Raw genomic sequence first — 17,939 nt, forward strand, 5'->3', positions numbered from 1 at the left:
ATGGGAGACGAGGAGCGGGAGAACGGTCGGCGGCCCCGGCTGGCGGTCTGGAAGTTCGCCTCCTGTGACGGCTGCCAACTGACCCTGCTCGACTGCGAGGACGAACTGCTCGCCCTGTCCGGGAAGGTGGAAGTGGCCTTCTTCCACGAGGCGGTCACCGCGCCGGACGAGGGCATGTACGACCTGTCGTTGGTCGACGGCTCCATCACCACCCCTGCCGACGCCGAGCGAGTACAGCACGTACGTGCGGTCTCCCGCCGCCTGGTGACCCTCGGCGCGTGCGCGACCGCCGGCGGCATCCAGGCGCTGCGCAACTACGCCGACGTGGCCGAGTTCCGCGCAGCCGTCTACGCCAGTGACGCGTACATCGACACTCTCGCCACCTCGACCCCGATCAGCGCCCACGTGCCGGTCGACTTCGAACTGCGCGGCTGCCCGATCGACCGCGGACAGCTGCTGGAAGTCATCACCGCCTACCTCGCTGGCCGCACCCCGGACACACCCGCGCACAGCGTGTGCTTCGAATGCAAACGACGCGGCACCCCCTGCATCGTCGTCGCCCGCGGCATTCCCTGTCTTGGCCCGGTCACCCACGCGGGATGCGGGGCCCTGTGCCCCGCCTACGGACGCGGCTGCTACGGATGCTTCGGCCCGTCGAACTCCACCAAGTTCCCCGCCTTCATCCCTCTACTGCGCCGTGACGGCATGAACACCCTGGACGTCGTACGGGCGTTGCGCACCTTCAACACCGCCGCGCCGGAGTTCGACGCCGCTTCCAGGAAGGAGGAGCTCGGATGAGTGCGGAGGTCGAAAGAGAACTGCCTCTCGGCCCCCTCACCAGGGTCGAGGGCCAGGGCACCTTGCGCTTGCGGCTGCGAGGCGACCAGATCGTGGACAGCCGGCTGGCCATCTTCGAGCCGCCGCGCTTCTTCGAAGCGTTCCTGCGCGGACGCTCCTACACGGAACCACCGGACATCACTTCCCGCGTCTGCGGGATCTGTCCGGTCGCCTACCAGACGAGCGCCTGCCGCGCGCTGGAGGACGCCTGCGGCGTCACCGTCGGCGGCCAACTGGCCGCCCTGCGCCGACTGCTGTACTGCGGGGAATGGATCGAAAGCCAGACCCTGCACATCTACCTGCTGCACGCACCGGACTTCCTCGGCTGCTCCGACGTCGTCGAACTCGCCGGTATCAGCACGGCCGACGTCGAGCGCGGCCTTCGCCTCAAGCAGGCGGGCAACGCCATCGTCGAGCAGCTCGGCGGACGCTCCATCCACCCGATCAACGTCCGCCTCGGTGGCTTCCACCGCGTCCCCGCCCGCACCGAGCTCCGCCCTCTGGAGGAGCGCCTGCGCCGCGCCCGGGACGACGCGGAGGCGACGGTGCGCTGGGTGGCCGGCTTCGACTTCCCCGATGCCGCCAGTGACCATGACTTCTTCGCCCTCGCCGAGCCCGGTACCTACGCCATCGATTCCGGCACCCCGACCGTGCTGCCCGCTCCCGGCCCCGCCGCCGAGCCGGAGCCCCCACGTACGTTCCCGCTGAGCGCTTTCGGCGAGCACGTGGTCGAACACCAGGTCCCCTACTCCACAGCCCTGCAGGCCCGGCTCGACGGGCGTCGCCACCTGGCGGGCTCCCTCGCCCGCTTCGCCATCAGCGGCCGGTGGCTGCCACCGGAGATCCGTGGACTGGCACGGGAAACGGGGCTCGGCGATCCGGCGGCGGGAGCGGTGTGCCGCAACCCGTTCCGCAGCATCGTCGTACGCGCCCTCGAAGTGCTCTACGCCGTGCAGGAGGCGCTGCGCATCATCGACGCGTACGAGCCGCCGCCGGTCGCCCACGTCGACGTCCCGGCCCGTGCGGGCACCGGCCACGGTGCTACGGAGGCCCCCCGCGGCCTGCTCTACCACCGCTACACCCTCGACACCGCCGGCACCGTCACCGACGCCGTGCTCGTCCCGCCGACCTCCCAGAACCAGGGCGCCATCGAGGAGGACGTACGACGCGTACTGGAGAGGCGTCTCGCGACCGGTCACTCCTCCGACGAAGAGCTCGCAGCGCTGAGCGAGCGCGCCGTCCGCAATCACGACCCCTGCATCTCCTGCTCCGCCCATTTCCTGCGCCTCTCGGTGACGCGCGAGGAGTGACCGGGCAGCCCGCAGAACACGCGATCACAAGGCGGATGATGAGCTGCGGGCCTTACGAACGCCGCTCGCCGAGAATGCAGAACTCGTTGCCCTCGGGGTCTGCCAGTACGACCCAGGACTGATCACCTTGGCCGATGTCGACACGCCGGGCGCCATGAGCCACCAGGCGCGCCACCTCGGCCTCCTGGTCGTCGGGCCTGAAGTCGAGATGGAGTCTGCTCTTGCTCTGCTTGGCTTCGTCGAGCCGGACGAAGTCCAGCCCCGGCATGCGGTCGGGCGCCGGGCGGATCTCGAACTCGTCGTCCGAGGAGTGGACCACGACCCACCCGAGGGCCTCGGCCCACCACTGCCCCAGGGCTGCCGGGTCCGCCGAGTGAACGATTACCTGTTCCCATTCCAAGGTCATCCGCAGAGCTTATACATGGCAGACGGACCACCCAGCACTCCGTCGAGCGGATCGCGGTGGCTACGTCCCGCGGCCCCGCGGAGGAGTTCGGCTGTTGTTCCCTTTCCGTACAGGTTCAGCGCGGGGACGGCTGGCACGATTTCACAGGTCCGCTCGCCGGTGACCGGCGAAGCCGCGCCGACAGTCGACGTCGCGCAGAATTCCACGTACTCCAGGGCTGGCCATGTCAACTGAAGAAGTTTCCGCGCCACCGGCGACGGCCGCTGTTCCCACGCCTCGCTCGCATTCCGAGCACATACCGTCCGAGCAGAAGAAAACGGCCCGCAGGGAACACCGGTACGACATCGACCTGCTGCGCGTCATCTGCGCCTGTTCCGTCATTCTCGGGCACGTCGGTGGCGAGTGCATGCAGGCCGTCGGCAAGAGTGCTGAGAACGGACGGGCGGTCTACTGGACAGGCCTGTTCCTCGATTCGGTGACCAGTTGGGCCGTCCCCATGTATTTCGCGATCGCCGGGTGGGCCGTGCTGGTGGGAGCGCCGCCGCGGGACGGGGGAACGCTGCGCAAGCGGTCACTGCGCATGATCATCCCGGTGGGCGTCTGGTCGGCGGTCTATCTGGCCTGGGGCCGCTGGCGGGACACGAACGGAGCGCCGACGCCGAAGCTGGCCCTGGACGCCGCCTTCGGCACCGTCCAGCCCGCCTTCCACCTGTGGTACTTCTACGCCCACGTACCGCTGATCCTGATTCTCGGCTTCGTGATGCTGCTGAAGGCCGGCAAACGCCCCTGGGGCGTCGTCGCGGCGCTCGTGGTGATCTCAGCGGGCCCCACGGCCTTCAGCGACCTGGCGGAGCTCACCGGATGGGACGTGCCCCGCTTCGGCTGGCAGGTGGGCAGCTATTCGCTGATCTACGCGGTCGTCGGTGCGCTGCTGCTCAGCCTGCCGGCCACCAGGCGCGCTCACCGCTGGTGGTGGCTCGCGGGCGCGGTGGTCTCGCTGGCCGCTGTGCTGTGGTCGCAGGACCGCATCCACTTCGTGATCCCCAACGCCAGCGTCTTCGTGGCCGCCCTCAGCGTCTGCGTACTGCTGGCCGCCAACGGGGTGCGTATCCCGGAGCGGGTGCGTCCGGTGCTCACCGGACTGACGGACGCCGGGCTGGGCGCCTTCATGTTCCACATCCTGGTACTGAAGACCCTCGCGCCCTCGTTCGTCTCCGCCGACCGCGGATGGCTGGGCGCCGCAGCGGCCGCGGCCGCGCTGGGGGCTGCCACGGTGGTGTCGTCCTTCGCCGTGAGCATGCTGTGGGGACGGCTCCGGCTGCGGCGCTACCTGGGGTAGCCGGGGTGGTTTGAGAGGCCGGGCCCGACGCGTGGTGGCCGGTGCCGGAGCCCCGTTCCGGCACCGGCCACCGCCCGTCTCTCACCCGGCCCGGCGCAGTCTTCGCTGTGCCGAGCGGACCCGGCGTGCCGCCCACCGTGCGGACGGGCTGGTGCGCAGCAGCCGGGCGCGGACCGACGTACCGCCTCCGGGGAGCGCAAGCGCGGTCAGCCGGCGGCGCTTGAAGTAGCGGACGGTCACCTCGTCGAGGTGTGCGCCGAGCCAGGTGACGGCGTCCTCGCGCAGCTGCGGGTGGAGCTTCGCCTGCATGCAGTACCCCACCGTCCTCACCAGCGCGCCGAGTTGTTCCACCTTCCGAGCCGTCATGGGGGCGTACTCGACCGCGCCCTCCAGGTCGGGGACGCCGAAGTCGACGATGGTCACCGGCACCCGGTTGCTGTTCTGATAGGGCGTCAGCCGGTCCAGCAGCGCCTCCGTGCCCACCTTGGCGATCGGGATGCCGTAGTAGGCGGCGGCGGTCAGCAGCGCCGTGGAGAAGCAGCCCACCACCAGCGTCGGACGGCACCGGTCGTAGACGGCCTCGGCCAGCACCGGGCCCTGGAGGACGTGCAGCCGCACACCGGCCTGCGCCGCTGCCTTCTCCAGCACCTGCGAGTAGCGCGCCGGAGCGGTGGGGTGCGGTTTGAACACCACGCACTCGTGACCCGCCGCCACTGCTCCGCGCAGCATCCGCGCGTGGAGCTCTTCCTCCTCCTCGGGGGTGAGAATGTTCAGCGCCGCGAGGTACTGCCCCAGCAGTACGGCGGTCGGGCCGTCGGCCGCCACCCGGGCCAGCTCGGGTTCCCCCGCGGCGGCCTCGCCCAGCTCGCCGAGCACTTTGGCGAAGGCGTCGCCGGGCACGATCTCCGGCCGTACGGAGTGCTCGTCCAGCAGCAACGGGCGCAGCCCCGGCACCAGATCGAGGTGCAGCAGCCGCTGGATCCGGCAGCCCAGCCACTGGGGCAGCCGCTCCCGTGTGGGCCCGTAGCTCATCAGGCCGTCGGCGTAGACGTGTACGGCGCTGCCGCCGAAGACCGTGGCCAGCGCCTTGGCGGGGCTGACGTGCACCGACTCCACCACCAGCTCGACCGGTGCGTCGCCCAGCCGCCAGGTCTCGCGCAGCATCCGCTCCCACAGCGGCGACTCGTCACGCGGCGGAGCCCAGGTGCTGGGATGGTGGGGGCGGATGGTCTCGTTCCAGTCGACGATCTCGTCGAAGCGCCGTGCGAGCGCGTCGAAGCCGTTCATGGTGACGAGCCGGGTCGCCGCCTCGGGAGTGGCGGCGTTGTTGGACACCAGGAGAATCCTGCGGGCGGCGTCGGGCGACCCGAACTGACCGGCGTCCAGGGACGCCGCCAGTGTCGCCACCCCGTAGAGGGTGGAGACCTCGAATATCTGGACCGGCTGCGGGGTGTGTACGGGCATCGGTCAGGCCGCCTTCCCCGTCGTGCGGAAGCGCCGCAGTTTGTCGGCGCGTTCGTGGTCCATGCCCGCCAGCGTCGTCTCCAGCACGTCCTGCGGCATGCCGTCCAGCGCGGTCGTGACCATCTTCCTCAGCCGCCTGGCGACGGGGCGGTGGTAGCGCCTGATGTTGGCGAGGTGGAAGGCGAGAAGCGCGCAGTATGTCCGTACCGCCTTGGGCAGGAAGCGCTCGCCCTCGGGGTCGGCGGCGAGGTCCGCGAGCAGCGCGTCATGGGCCGGAATGAAGTCCAGTTGCCGGGCGTCCCGGATCTGGGTGAGCGAGGTGCTCACCCCGCGCCGGTAGAAGACGCCCAGCAGCCCGGTCGCCGCGAACGACCTTGCCGCCAGGTGCAGACGCCACGTCCACAGCCGGTCCTCGGCGGTACGCAGGTCGACCGCGAACCGCAACGCGCCGTTGTCGAACAGGCTGCGCCGGTAGACGCCCGCCCAGACGAACGGATAGTCGACCATCGTCTCCGCCTGCGGCGGGGCGATCACGTCCCGGGGGTCGAGCACCGTGTCGCGCACCGGCGCCGGAGCGCGGCGCACCACACGTGTGGTCTCGGTGCTCTGGACGTGGTCGGTCCTTACGAAGTCGCAGCCCAGCTCCTCGATGGTGCGCACGAGCGCGTCCAGGTAGCCGGGGCCGTACCAGTCGTCCCCGTCGAGGAAGGTGAGATAGGCGCCGCGGGCGGCGTCGATGCCGCTGTTGCGGCTCTGGGCGATGCCCTTGTTCTCCCCGTGCCGGATGACCGTGGTGCGGGGGATGCGCCGCTGCCACGCGTCCAGGATCTCGGGGGTGGCGTCAGTGGAGCAGTCGTCGACCAGGATGAACTCCGTTGCGGGCCCCGCGTTGGCGGCGAGGCTCCGCAGGGTGTCCTCGGCGAATTCCTGCACGTTGTGACATGGGACGATGACGGAGAGCTCGGGCATGTGCGTTCCAGGCGGTAAGGGGGGAGAGAAGAATGCGGTTCGACAAACGCACGGTGAACTGCCGGTAAAGGCTCGTGCATTTCTTCGGATAAATGCTGATGCGCGGACGGTCAAGTACGGAGCGCCATCGGGTGATGCGCCCTTACTTGCATCCTAAGCGCTGAACACGCCGCACTGACCGGTGATTTCCGCACTCCGGAGAAATGCACCGTGACGGCCGCCGGGCATAAAGTGCGCCGCCGGGCAGTTGCCCGGCTTTTCAGTGAACTTTTGGTGACGCACGTCACAGTGCGCGAGAAGTCCCGGAAATGCCGCCCCACTCGGCCCCAGGCGCCGGACAGCCGGAGAAGCGGAGCCCGCTCCGCGATTCCGAACGCGGACGGATCGGCCACCCGGGTCAGCAGCACATGGGCCGCGGGGCGGTGTTCATGGAAGTTCCTCACCGGCTCCGTGATACCGCCCACGATGAAGTTGTCGCCCGGATACCCCACGAAGTCGTCGTCCCCGAGGAACTCCTGGGAAATCATCACCGCGTGAGCGAGGCCGAGCGGCGCCTCCCGGCGCATGTAGGTCACATCGATACCGAAAGCGGAACCGTCGCCCACTGCCTCCTTGATCTCGTCGGCGGTGTCTCCGACGACGATTCCCACCTCGGTGACACCCGCGTCGGCCCCCTGCCCACGGCACACGAAAATGAGCGAACCGGCCGTCGGGGGAGTCGGCCGAGGCGCCCGCGGCGTCCGGTACCTCGTGGTGCCGGACGCCGGCTCGGGTGGGGGCCTGCCGCCGGTCGCGGCGGCGGCCCCGCCGGGTGTCAGCTCGCGCTGGTCTCCTGGTTCTGCAGCGCGGGTTCGGCCGCCGCCGCTGCCGCCGGCTTCTTCGACGCGACGAACAGCGTTGCGGCGAGGGCCAGTACGAGCAATGCCGCGCAGACGTAGCTGGCCAGCTCCAGGCCGTGCGCCATGGCCTCGCGCGCCGCCTCGGCGGCGTCCGCTGTGCGCGGGTTGTCGGAGAGGGAGGGGATGACCGAGCCTGCGCTCTTGGCGACGACGTCGCTCAGCTGGTCGGCCTGCGGGCCGGTCAGACCGGCATCGCCGAGCCGGTGCTTGAGGTCGGACGCCAGAGTGGTGAAGAACAGCGTGGTGAGAACGGCGATACCCAGCGCCGAGCCCAGTTCCCGGGCCGCGCTCTGAATCCCGGACCCCTGCCCGGCGCTGCGTACCGGCACGTCGACCAGGACGATATTGGTGACCTGGGCGGTCGCGAAGCCGACACCGATGCCGTAGATGAACAGTGAGATGGCGATGAGCCACCAGGCGCTGTCCGTGGCGGCGATGAGGCCCAGCATCACCAGCCCTGCGGCCTCCAGTACCAGGCCGATCCGCACCTGCTGGAGCGCGGGGACAGAGGCGGCCATCGAGAAGCTGGCGCCGCTGGCGAAGAAGCTGCCCCCGGCGAGCGCGACGAGGGCCAGACCAGCCTGGAAGGCGCTGTAGCCGAGGGCGAACTGCAGCCACAGCGGCAGCACGGCGATGATCCCGAACTCGCCGACACCCACCACCAGGGTGACGAAGTTCCCGTTGCGGAACGAGCGGATGGAGAACAGCCGTACGTCCATCAGCGGCTCGTTCTCGGCCTTCCCGAGCGCGGCCTGCCTGAGCCAGAACAGCACCAGGGCAACGGCGGAGACGACGAAGGCCACAAAGACCGGCGACGGGCCGGCGCTCCAGGTGAAGGCACCCAGGTCCAGCGGCTCGATGGTCTCCATCCAGCCGTAGGTGCGCCCCTCGATCAGGGCGAAGGCGAGCAGGCCGAGGCCGACGACCGACAGCACGCTGCCCACCGCGTCGATGCGGGCCCGCAGCCGCGGCGAGGCGTCGAGATGGACGAGCGTGCCGGCGATGATCAGCACCACCAGCGGGATGTTGATACCGAAGGCCCAGCGCCAGGAGAAGTCGGCCAGCCAGCCGCCGAGCAGCGGTCCGACGGCGGCGGCCGCGCCGATGGTGGAACCCCAGACGGCGAAGGCCTGCCCGCGGGCGCGGCCGGTGAAGGTGGCGTTCACCAGCGCGAGCGAGGTGGGAAGGATCGCGGCGGCACCGAGGCCCTGGAGGAAGCGGGCGAGGATCAGCATGCCGCCACTGGGTGCGGCGGCCGCCAGCAGGCTGGTCAGCCCGAATGCCACCAGGCCGACGAGGAAGACCTTGCGTGCGCCGAACACATCCGAGAGGCGACCGGTCAGCAGGAGGAGCGCGGCGAAGGAGATCGCGTAGGACTCCTGGATCCACTGGGCCTCGACGGAGTCGATCTTCAGGTCGTCGATGATCGGGGCCAGGATCACATTGACGATCGTGATGTCCACCACGATCAGGGCCACACCCAGGGACACGGCGATCAGACCGAGCCACTGGCGCGTGGTGGGAGATGCTTCTGGGGTGCCGCTCACGGTTCCTCCACTCTGGTGTATCTCCATGGTGAAGTTATTTCACCGCGGTATTTCTGTCAACGCGCGAGGAACGTGCGAGAGTCCGCGAGCCTCGCCGCTCGCGCCCCGTGCGCGGCACCTGGTGCGGCTCCGAATCGACCCGTTCCGCGGCCAGTTGAACGAGACCCCTTGGTAAGGCGGCGGAGCCGGTGGGGCTGCTCCTCGCCGGGGGCCGGAGCCGGTACGGGGCGCGGGTCGTGCTGGCCGACCGGCTGGCGAGTCCCATGACCGAGTCGCGGGCCTCCCAGCTGACGGTCCGGACCATGGAACTGCTGGACCCGGCGCGGTCCGGCCGAGTCCTTCGCCTGGCTCGCGCGCGAGCCGCGGGGGTGCTTCGGCGGGCTGCCCTTCGACGCGGCCGCCGCCGAGAGCTGCTACGCGGAGAACTGGAAGGTGCCGCAGTACCGCACCGAGGCCGTGCTGTCCGAGTGGGGCCGATCCCTGGGTGTCGAGCTGCGCAGGGGGCACGAGCTGAACGGCGGCGACCTTATAGTGACAGCGATCACGCTGCCGGCGCCGGGCGTCACGGGACGGAGGTCCGGCGCCCGCGCCACCGCCTCCCCGAGGCGGCCGGGCGAGCTCCCGTGGCAAGAGTTCGCACCCCTGGTGACTCCACAGTGAGGAATCTTTATGATGAAGGAAATGGGGGAGGCGAGGGGGCCGACGAAGAGGCCGGCCGCTTCAGCGGCGGGGCCTCGAGCTGGACCGACAGGATGTGAAGTTGAGGATGGAAGAGCACGCGGTGGCAAGCGTTGACACCCGGCCCGAGCGCCTGCTGGACGACTTGCGGACCTTTGGCGCGAACTACACCGAGTTCACCCGGCGGTTCGCCGCCTGGCTTGGTCTCCACTCCACGGACGCCGCGGCGTTGGCCGAGATCCTCTACGCGGAGGACAAGGGCGTCCCGCTCTCGCCGGCCCGGCTGAGCGAGCGGATCGGTCTGTCCTCCGGGGCCACCACGGCGCTGCTGAACCGGCTGGAGAAGGCGGGCCACGTCGTACGCAAGCGGGAGCACACCGATCGCCGGATCGTCACTCTGCGCAGCAGCCCTGAGGTGAGACCGCAGGCGATGAAGTTCTTCGGCCCCTACACCGAACGCCTGGGGGCCGAGATCTCCCGGTACACCTCGGCGCAGCTGCGGCAGTTCCAGGAGTTCATCACCCATCTGAGCGACACGATGGACTCCCTGCTGGCGCACGAGTACCACGCGCTGCAGCCCGGCCAGCGGCCCGGCGCCCAGGAGAACGGCGGGGAAACGCCGACCTCATGAGGGGAGCGTGGGCGGCAGCAGACGAACGGGCGGCGGGAGGCGGGACCGGGCCGGACTCCCGGCCTGGTCCGCCGCGTTGCCGGTGACGAAACGGAGAGAAAGCGGCGAGCTCGGCGGCCCACTGCGCTCAGCCGCACAGCTGTCGGGAGCAGGGGCGGGTCACCCGGTCAACGGAAACCCGGCTGTTGGTCATTCCTCCGGGGGTCGAAGACCGTCAGGTCGGCTGCGCATGATCGCGCAGCGACGGTCTTTGCCGGAGCAGCCCAGCCCCGTAACGGTGCAGCGCGGACCCGGAACACGCCTGGCTTGCCGACGAATGGGCACGGCTGGTGTCGGAAGCCGCCCACATCCCGTGGCAGCCACGGCGGTTGTGGTACACGGGGGCGGAGGTCGAGGCCCTCGCGGAGATCAAGAGCGCTCCGTCTACCGACTCGCCAGCCAGTTCAACTGGCGCCGCCGCAAAGTGGCAGGAAAGGTTTATTGCTGTGCCAGGGATGTGGACGCCGGTGTGAAGACCGACCGTCCGGCGGCCTGACTCAGGGACACAGGCGCTCAGGGCACAAGAGTGCGCGCCGTGCCGGGAGAAGGGCTCCCGGCACGGCGCGCGGCCATGGTGTGCGCCCGATGCCCTCCGCCCGGCACACGCCGGTCGGAGGGCGCGGTCGGAGGGCGCTGTACGAGGGTTACGGGAAGGTGAGCTTGAAGCTGTTGATGTAGCCCGTGTCGGCCGGGCCCCTGTCCCGGACTCTCAGCTGCCAGGTGCCGTTGGCGTTCTCCGCCGAGGCGTCGACCGTGTAGGTGGTGTCGATGTTCGGCGTCGGGTCGGCCGCCACACTGTGCAGCCGGTACGACCTGCCGCTCGGGCCGATCAGATCGACCTGGAGGTCACCGCTGTAGGTGTGGACGATGTTCACGCCGACCTTGAGGCTGGCGGGGGCCCGCCCGGTCAGCCCGCTCGTGGTGATCTGGGAGGTCACCGCAGGGCCGGGATAGTCCGGGATCGTGACGTCGGTGTCGTTCGTGAACGTCTTGCCGTCACCCGGGTCGCCGTCGCCGGGACGGGCACCGACGGCCACACCTGCCCAGGCGTCCGCCACCGCCTTGTACTCGGCGCTGCTGGTGCCGTACAGCTCACCGGCCACGGCCAGCGTCCCGGTGCGTGCCGAGGCGTAGTTGGTGGTGGAGGTGAACTTGGTGGTCAGCGCCTTGTACCAGATGAGCGCTGCCTTCTCGCGGCCGATCCCGGTGACCGGGAGCCCGTCGGCGGTGGGCGAGTTGTAGCTGACGCCATTGATGACCTTGGCGCCGCTGCCCTCGCTCAGCAGATAGAACCAGTGGTTGGCGGGACCGGACGAGTAGTGCACGTCGATGTTGCCGATGCCCGCGTACCAGTTGTCCTTCGAGTTGCCGTCGCGGCTGGGCTTGTCCTGGTAGCGCAGCGGGGTGCCGTTGCCGCGGATGTCTATCTTCTCGCCGATGAGGTAGTCGCCCGGGTCGGCCGAGTTGTTGGAGTGGAACTCCACCGCGGTGGCGAAGATGTCCGAGGTCGCCTCGTTCAGGCCGCCCGACTCACCGCTGTAGATGAGGCCCGCCGTGGCCGAGGTGATGCCGTGCGTCATCTCGTGGCCCGCGACGTCCAGCGAGGTCAGCGGCTTGCTGTTGCCGGAACCGTCGCCGTACGTCATACAGAAGCAGCTGTCGCTCCAGAAGGCGTTGACGTAGTTGTTGCCGTAGTGGACCCGGGAGTAGGCGCCGCGGCCGTCGCCCCTGATGCCGGAGCGGCCGTAGACGTTCTTGTAGTAGTCCCAGGTCTCCGCGGCGCCGTAGTGCGCGTCGGCGCCGGCGGTCGCGGCGTTGGACGGGCTGCCGTTGCCCCAGGTGTCGGAGGTCTGGGTGAACAGCGAACCGGTGCCCGACGTCCCGTGGTTGAGGTTGTAGGTCTTGTGGCCGCCGCGGTCGTTGTCGGTCAGCGTGTAGTTCGAGCCCGACCTGGCTGTGCTGAGGTCGACCTGGCCGCTGTACTGGGTGTTGCCGATGCCGGTCTCGATGGCCTGCCATTGGTAGAGCTTCTTGCCGGAGCGGGCGTCCGTGACGACGTGCAGCTCGTTGGGCGTGCCGTCGTCCTGGAGGCCGCCGACCACGGTCTCGTAGGCGAGGGTTGGCTTGCCCTTGGCCAGCCATACCACCTTGCGGGGCGCGCGGTCGGCGTCGGTCTTCTCCGAGCCCGCGGCGTCGGCGGCCTTGACGGCCTGCCGCTCCGCCGTGGCCGGGCGCACCCGGGCTTTGGAGGGCACGTTCTTCAGCTTGTGCTTCGAGGCGCGGAGGACCTCCTCGGTGCGGCCCTTCCCGGTGGTCTCGACCACCAGGTCACCGCCGAGGACGGGCAGGTCGTCGTAGGTGCGCTCGTAGCGGGTGTGGAGGGTGCCGTCGCGGTCCTTGAGCACGTCGCGGACGACCAGTTTCTCCTTGGCGCCGAGGCCCAGCTTCTTCGCGGTGGCGGCCTTCTTGCTGTCGGCCTTCCGCAGCAGCGCGGCGCGCTGGTCCGGCGAGAGATCGGCGGGCAGGGCACCCCGGTCGGCTCCCTTGGCCGCCGCCGATCCGGCGCCGGCGCGGCTCTGGTCGTCGGCCGTCGCCGGGCCGGTCTGTACGGCCACCGAGAGCAGGGCCGCGACCGCGCCGAGCGCGATGCCGGCCGACGCCTTGGGGTGCGGACGTCTGTGGGAGGTGGCGGACTTTCTGTGGGAGGTTGATCTTCGCAATGCTGACTCCTTCTGCGGGCCGCAGGGATGTGCGGCCTGGGAGACCGGGCGGCGGATGACCGTCCGGGCAGATCTCGGCAGAACAAGGCGGAGCAAGGCAGAGCAAGGCCGCACCGGTGGGGCCAGTGCAACCGGTGGAACTGATGTGGCGATCGGAGCTGCCCCGAACACCACGTGGGGGAACGGCCGCTCGACGTTCGCGCGGTTGCGCGGCGGCCAGTCGCAGAGTGCCACCCGGACGCGCGCCTGTCAGGAGCGCATCAAGGGTTTGGCCGGAAACAGTCCGTTGTCCGCCAGTGCGCGTCCGCTATCCGGAGCGAAGACCGCGCCCCGAAGGGCCGCGGGGATCGGCGCGCTCCCGCCCCCGAACGCTCCCGCAGCCCGCAGGCGACGGTCAGGGGCAGCCCCTTACCGGAACAGGCGGGAGGTGCGCCAAGTGCCGCCGGATCAGCCCTGGTCCGTACGGACCTCCGCGCGGTCGCCGCCCCACCGGGTGTGGAACGTGCCCTCCCGGTCGCGGCGCCGATACGTGTGCGCGCCGAAGTAGTCGCGCTGCGCCTGGGTGAGAGCGGCGGGCAGATGCTCGGCGCGCAGCCCGTCGTAGTAGGCAAGTGCCCCCGAGATACCTGGCGTCGGCACCCCGTGCCGCGCGGAAGCGGCGGCGATCCGGCGCCACGCCCCCTGCGCCCCGCCCAGCTCCCGCGCGAACTCCGGATCGGCCAGCAGCGTGGGGAGCCCGGGACGCTCGGCGAACGACGCGCGGATACGGTCCAGGAACGCCGCCCGGATGATGCAGCCCGCACGCCAGATCGCGGCGACGCGGGACAGGTCGATCCCCCAGCCGAACTCCTCGCTGCCGGCCCGGATCATGTCCCAGCCCTGGGCGTAGGAGATGACCTTGGAGGCGTACAGCGCCTGCTCGACCTGCTCGGCGAAGCGGTCCGCCTCCGCCTCCGGCAGCGGCTCCGCGCCCGGTCCCGGAAGCGCCGCCGCGGCTTGGCGCAGCCCGGTGTGGCCGGACTGCGAGCGGGCGAAGACCGCCTGTGCGATGCCCGGCACCGGCACTCCGAGATCCAGTGCCGTCTGCACCGTCCAGCGCCCGGTGCCCTTCTGCTCCGCGCGGTCCGCCACCACGTCGACGAACGGCAGGCCGGTGTCCGCGTCGGTGTGGGTGAGGACCTGAGCGGTGATCTCGATGAGGTAGGAGTCCAGCCGGCCCCGGTTCCAGCCGCGGAAGATCTCCGCGATCTCGGCGGGCCTGCGCCCGGCGACCTTCCGCAGCAGGTCGTACGCCTCCGCGATGAGCTGCATGTCCGCGTACTCGATGCCGTTGTGCACCATCTTCACGAAGTGGCCGGCGCCGTCGGGGCCGATGTGCGCGGCGCACGGCGCGCCGTCCGGGGCGCGGGCCGCGATCCGCTCCAGCAGCGGGCCCAGCACCTCGTACGCCTCCGCTGAGCCGCCCGGCATGATGCTCGGGCCCAGCAGCGCGCCCTCCTCGCCGCCTGAGATACCCGTGCCGGCGAAGTGGATTCCGCGCTCGCGCAGCGCCGCCTCCCGGCGGCGGGTGTCGGCGAAGTGCGCGTTGCCCCCGTCGACGATGACGTCACCGGGCTCCAGCAGTCCGGCGAACTCCTCGAGCACCGCGTCCGTCGGTCCGCCCGCCTTCACCATGACCACCAGGCAGCGGGGCCTGCGCAGGGCCGCCACGAACTCCCGGGCCGAGGTGGTGGGTACGAAGTCGCCCTCGTCGCCGAACTCCTCGACCAGCTCCCGGGTCCGCGCCTCGGTGCGGTTGTGCAGCGCGACGGTGCAGCCGCCGCGGGCGAAGTTCCGCGCCAGGTTGCGCCCCATGACGGCCAGTCCCGTGACGCCGATCTGCGCCGAAGCTGTCATGTCCATCCCTCTCGGCTCTCGGGTACCGGGCCTGCACGACTGCCCACCGATCGTCTCCTGACACGCCCGGGACCGCTCGCTTCCTGGTGCCCCGCGGCGCGTCCGGGTCACTTGGCGTCGGCGTAGCACTCCACGACGGCCGTGGTGAAGGTGAACCGCACGGGGGTCGGTCCGAACGCGGCGACGGCCGCCTGCTCGCCCGCCGCCGTGATCGCCTCCCGTACCTCCTCGGCCTCCTCGGCGGGGCAGTGCACGATGACCTCGTCGTGCTGGAAGAACACCAGTTCGGCGGCCAGGTGGGCGAGCCGCTGCCGCAGTGCGGCCAGCATCAGCACCGCCCAGTCGGCCGCGCTGCCCTGCACCACGAAGTTCCGGGCGAACCGGCCCCGCGCGCGGGCGGCCGGGCCGCTGTCCGAGGGCCACTCCGCCTCGTCCCGCCCGCCCAGCCCCTCACCCGCCTCAGGACCCGTCTCCTCCCCGTCCTGGCCGCCATCGCCGCCCTGGCTCACGGGCGGACAGGTGCGGCCCAGATGGGTGCGGACCAGCCGCCCTTCCTCGCCCGCGCGCGCCGCCTCGTCGACGTACGACACGGCGGCGGGGAACCGTCTTCGCAGCGCGGCCAGGTTCCGCAGCCCCTCACCGCTGGTCTGGCCGTAGATCGCGCCCAGCAGGGCCAGTTTGGCCTGGTCGCGGTCGCCGGAGAACGCCCGCTCGGAGAGGGCCGTGTACAGGTCCCGTTCGCCACCGGCCACCGCCATCAGGCCCGGGTCCCGGGAGACGGCGGCCAGCACCCGCGGCTCCATCTGGTCGGCGTCCGCCACCACCAGCCGCCATCCCGGCTCGGCGACCACCGCCCGGCGCACCACCTTGGGGATCTGCAGCGCACCGCCCCCGTTGGTCGTCCAACGGCCGGAAGCCGCGCCGCCGGGCACGTATTCGGCGCGGAAACGCCCGTCCCGCACCCAGGAACGCAGCCAGCTCCAGCCGTGCGCGGTGTAGAGCCGGTAGAGCTTCTTGTAGCGCAGCAGCGGCTCGACCGCGGGGTGGTCCACCTTGCGCAGCTCCCAGGCCCGGGTGGAACCCAGCCTGATCCCTGCGCGGGCGAACGCCTGCAGTACGTCCCCGGGCAGATCCGGCCGCACCCGTTCGCCCGGCCCGAAGGCCCGCGACACCTCCTCCTCCAGCTCCACCAGCCGTCTCGGCAGCCCACTGCCCGCGTAGCGCTCCCCCAGCAGTTCGTCCAGCAGCGCCCGGTGGATCTCCGCGCTCCAGGGCACCCCGGCGGCCGTCATCTCCCCGGCCACCAGGGTTCCGGCGGACTCTCCGGCCAGCAGCAGCCGCATCCGGTCCGGATGCTCGGCCCGCGCGGTGCGGTCCAGCTGTGCCGCGTACACCTCCAGCAGGGCCTCCAGCGGGTCGGCCCCGTCGGGCAGCGGGACCGGACCCGTCTCGAACAGCGAGGGCTGGGGGTCCGTCTCGCGCGGGGACGGCTGCCGGTCCGGTGGCACCGGCCGGCCGTGCAACCGTGCCCAGGCGGCGGGCAGCGAGCGCGGTTCGCCCGCCCGGCCCTCGTGGCCCAGCAGCAGAGCCTCCGCCGTCTCCACCTCATAGCACCGCTCGACCCGCACCCCGGCGGCCGCCAGCGCGTGCTGCACCTCCGGTGTGGCGCGCCACACCCAGCGCACCGTCCTGGGCCGGGCCCGTACGGCAGCCGCCGCCGACTCCTCCGTGTACACCGGACCGGCGGGGCGGCCCCGGGAGTCGAGCGGGCACACCCGCACCCGGCCACCGGCCGCCGGCACCAGCGCCCACCGGCCCGCGACAGGCGACCCACCGCTTCCGGTGGCAGGCGCCTGGCCGCCACCCGCGGCAGGCGCCGTCCGCGTCGCCGGCCGAGCCCCCGTCTCCTCCATACCGGGAGTCTCCCAGCCACCTCTGACAACGGCCCCGAGCCGCCGCCGGGTACACCCGCGGGCCGCCTGAGTGCGCCAGCTGATCGAATCCGGGCCGGGCGCGGGTGGGGCGGTGCCATACTTCCTGCCACCGCCCCACTTGGAGACCAGGGCCGAGACCAGGCCGAGACCAGGCCGAGACCAGGGCTGAGACCAGGCCGCGAGATCAGGGCCGAGACCAGGGACCGATGTGAACAAGACCCAACAGCGTGGCTCACGCACTCCTGCCGCATCCCGTGGGACCGAGGGAGGCACCGAGCGATCTCAGGAGCGACGCGCCGAGCTGCTGGCGACCGGGCGCCGGCTGTTCGCCGACACCTCCTACGACGCTCTGTCCATGGACGACATCGCCCGCAGCGCCGGGGTGGCGAAGGGGCTGATCTACTACTACTTCACCAACAAGCGCGGCTACTACCTGGCGATCATCGAGCAGGCCGTCACCGAACTGATCGTCCGGGCGACGAGCGGTGGCGAGCTGCCCCGCACCGAGCGTATCCACCGCACCATCGACGGCTATCTGGCCTATGCACAGCACAACCACGCGGCCTATCGCGCCATCGTCACCGGGGGAGTGGGCCACGACGAGCAGGTCCTCGCCATCCGCGACCGGGCGCGCGAACAGTTGCTGGGCGCCATCGCCGAGGGCGCCTGGGGCCACCCCGACGCCCCGCCGCTCGCCCGGAAGGCCCTGGTGGGCTGGCTGTCCTCGGTGGAGGGCGTCACCCTCGACTGGCTCGCCCACCCGCAGAAGCTCTCCCGTGAGCAGCTCTGCGCGCTGCTCACCCGCACCTTGGACAGCACGCTGGAGGTCGTCGGAGAGTTCGATCCCGCCCTGCCTCCGCCCACGCGGACGGCTCCCTGAGCGGCACCGGCATATCTCCGCCCTTTCGGGACACCCGTCCCATCGAGAGTGTCCATCCGGCTGAGAGGGAAACCATGGACATATCGGGTCTCATCAGCGCGCTCATCGTCGGTGTCATCATCGGCGCGCTCGGCCGGCTGGTGCTGCCGGGCAGGCAGCGGGTCGGCCTGGTGTGGACGGTCGTGGTGGGCATCATCGCCGCACTCGTCGGCACCGGCATAGCGGGCGCCGTCGGTGTGGCCGACACCAGGGGATTCGACTGGATCGAGCTGATCATCCAGGTCGCCCTGGCGGCGGTCGGCGTCGCCGCGCTGGAGGGTGCCCGCGCGGGCGGACGGGTGCACCGCTAGCCGCCGGGCTGCGGCGCACGGTGCCGCAGCGGCATGGGTC

14 protein-coding genes and 1 pseudogene are annotated in these 17,939 nt (G+C 70.9%); 7 read left to right on the forward strand and 8 right to left on the reverse strand.

The features are described from left to right. On the forward strand, positions 1-798 hold the full coding sequence (locus JW592_RS20375) for an NADH-quinone oxidoreductase subunit B family protein (protein ID WP_209266608.1): 798 nt from the start codon (positions 1-3) through the stop codon (positions 796-798). Continuing rightward, on the forward strand, positions 795-2,147 hold the full coding sequence (locus JW592_RS20380) for a Ni/Fe hydrogenase subunit alpha (protein WP_209266609.1): 1,353 nt from the start codon (positions 795-797) through the stop codon (positions 2,145-2,147). The genes JW592_RS20375 and JW592_RS20380 overlap by 4 nt, the downstream gene beginning before the upstream one ends. 52 nt (positions 2,148-2,199) lie before the next feature. Here the strand turns inward: JW592_RS20380 and JW592_RS20385 are convergent, their stop codons facing one another. After that, a complete protein-coding gene (locus JW592_RS20385) occupies positions 2,200-2,553 on the reverse strand; it encodes a VOC family protein (RefSeq protein ID WP_209266610.1) in 354 nt (117 codons plus the stop codon). Positions 2,554-2,776: 223 nt separating this feature from the next. Here JW592_RS20385 and JW592_RS20390 point away from each other — a divergent pair, with 223 nt between their 5' ends. Then, a complete protein-coding gene (locus JW592_RS20390) occupies positions 2,777-3,892 on the forward strand; it encodes an acyltransferase (RefSeq protein ID WP_209266611.1) in 1,116 nt (371 codons plus the stop codon). 81 nt (positions 3,893-3,973) lie between these two features. Here JW592_RS20390 and JW592_RS20395 read toward each other — a convergent pair whose 3' ends face one another. From JW592_RS20395 to JW592_RS20410, 4 genes and pseudogenes are all read right to left on the reverse strand, one after another. After that, entirely contained in the window at positions 3,974-5,356 is a 1,383-nt protein-coding gene (locus tag JW592_RS20395) for a polysialyltransferase family glycosyltransferase (RefSeq protein WP_209266612.1), read from the reverse strand. 3 nt (positions 5,357-5,359) lie between these two features. Further along, positions 5,360-6,325: a glycosyltransferase family 2 protein gene (locus JW592_RS20400; RefSeq protein WP_209266613.1), complete on the reverse strand. Its 966-nt coding sequence runs from the start codon at positions 6,323-6,325 to the stop codon at positions 5,360-5,362. A gap of 359 nt (positions 6,326-6,684) precedes the next feature. Further along, a pseudogene (locus JW592_RS32875) lies at positions 6,685-7,077 on the reverse strand (sugar phosphate nucleotidyltransferase); the annotation flags it as partial. Between the two features lie 62 nt (positions 7,078-7,139). After that, entirely contained in the window at positions 7,140-8,798 is a 1,659-nt protein-coding gene (locus JW592_RS20410) for a DHA2 family efflux MFS transporter permease subunit (protein ID WP_209266614.1), read from the reverse strand. Between the two features lie 161 nt (positions 8,799-8,959). Here JW592_RS20410 and JW592_RS33620 point away from each other — a divergent pair, with 161 nt between their 5' ends. Then, positions 8,960-9,529, forward strand: a complete 570-nt coding sequence (locus tag JW592_RS33620) for an FAD-dependent monooxygenase (protein ID WP_209266615.1) — start codon at positions 8,960-8,962, stop codon at positions 9,527-9,529. Between the two features lie 8 nt (positions 9,530-9,537). After that, positions 9,538-10,080 carry a MarR family winged helix-turn-helix transcriptional regulator gene (locus JW592_RS20420; protein WP_209266616.1) on the forward strand — a complete coding sequence of 181 codons (543 nt, stop codon included), beginning with the start codon at positions 9,538-9,540 and terminating at the stop codon, positions 10,078-10,080. Between the two features lie 683 nt (positions 10,081-10,763). Here the strand turns inward: JW592_RS20420 and JW592_RS20425 are convergent. The 3 genes from JW592_RS20425 to JW592_RS20435 form a co-directional block, all read right to left on the reverse strand. Continuing rightward, positions 10,764-12,839, reverse strand: coding sequence for a M4 family metallopeptidase (locus tag JW592_RS20425; protein ID WP_209266617.1), 2,076 nt, complete (start codon positions 12,837-12,839; stop codon positions 10,764-10,766). Positions 12,840-13,286: 447 nt separating this feature from the next. After that, positions 13,287-14,735, reverse strand: a complete 1,449-nt coding sequence (gnd, locus tag JW592_RS20430) for an NADP-dependent phosphogluconate dehydrogenase (protein ID WP_209266618.1) — start codon at positions 14,733-14,735, stop codon at positions 13,287-13,289. 107 nt (positions 14,736-14,842) lie between these two features. Beyond that, the gene (locus JW592_RS20435) at positions 14,843-16,648 is read right to left on the reverse strand and encodes a bifunctional 3'-5' exonuclease/DNA polymerase (protein WP_209266619.1); all 1,806 of its coding nucleotides are present in this window, start codon (positions 16,646-16,648) and stop codon (positions 14,843-14,845) included. Between the two features lie 229 nt (positions 16,649-16,877). Here JW592_RS20435 and JW592_RS20440 point away from each other — a divergent pair, with 229 nt between their 5' ends. Beyond that, positions 16,878-17,549, forward strand: coding sequence for a TetR/AcrR family transcriptional regulator (locus tag JW592_RS20440; protein ID WP_209266620.1), 672 nt, complete (start codon positions 16,878-16,880; stop codon positions 17,547-17,549). Positions 17,550-17,623: 74 nt separating this feature from the next. Then, a complete protein-coding gene (locus JW592_RS20445) occupies positions 17,624-17,899 on the forward strand; it encodes a GlsB/YeaQ/YmgE family stress response membrane protein (protein ID WP_209266621.1) in 276 nt (91 codons plus the stop codon). Positions 17,900-17,939 lie beyond the last annotated feature (40 nt).

This window comes from Streptomyces spirodelae (genome assembly GCF_017676385.1).
Lineage (GTDB): Bacteria > Actinomycetota > Actinomycetes > Streptomycetales > Streptomycetaceae > Streptomyces > Streptomyces spirodelae.

What these genes read in the sequence shown, in the direction of transcription:
- JW592_RS20375 (WP_209266608.1), top strand. Translation starts at nt 1, where the DNA reads ATGGGAGACGAGGAGCGGGAGAACGGTCGGCGGCCCCGGCTGGCGGTC.
- JW592_RS20380 (WP_209266609.1), top strand. Translation starts at nt 795, where the DNA reads ATGAGTGCGGAGGTCGAAAGAGAACTGCCTCTCGGCCCCCTCACCAGG.
- JW592_RS20385 (WP_209266610.1), bottom strand. Translation starts at nt 2,553, where the DNA reads ATGACCTTGGAATGGGAACAGGTAATCGTTCACTCGGCGGACCCGGCA.
- JW592_RS20390 (WP_209266611.1), top strand. Translation starts at nt 2,777, where the DNA reads ATGTCAACTGAAGAAGTTTCCGCGCCACCGGCGACGGCCGCTGTTCCC.
- JW592_RS20395 (WP_209266612.1), bottom strand. Translation starts at nt 5,356, where the DNA reads ATGCCCGTACACACCCCGCAGCCGGTCCAGATATTCGAGGTCTCCACC.
- JW592_RS20400 (WP_209266613.1), bottom strand. Translation starts at nt 6,325, where the DNA reads ATGCCCGAGCTCTCCGTCATCGTCCCATGTCACAACGTGCAGGAATTC.
- JW592_RS20410 (WP_209266614.1), bottom strand. Translation starts at nt 8,798, where the DNA reads ATGGAGATACACCAGAGTGGAGGAACCGTGAGCGGCACCCCAGAAGCA.
- JW592_RS20420 (WP_209266616.1), top strand. Translation starts at nt 9,538, where the DNA reads ATGGAAGAGCACGCGGTGGCAAGCGTTGACACCCGGCCCGAGCGCCTG.
- gnd (WP_209266618.1), bottom strand. Translation starts at nt 14,735, where the DNA reads ATGACAGCTTCGGCGCAGATCGGCGTCACGGGACTGGCCGTCATGGGG.
- JW592_RS20435 (WP_209266619.1), bottom strand. Translation starts at nt 16,648, where the DNA reads ATGGAGGAGACGGGGGCTCGGCCGGCGACGCGGACGGCGCCTGCCGCG.
- JW592_RS20445 (WP_209266621.1), top strand. Translation starts at nt 17,624, where the DNA reads ATGGACATATCGGGTCTCATCAGCGCGCTCATCGTCGGTGTCATCATC.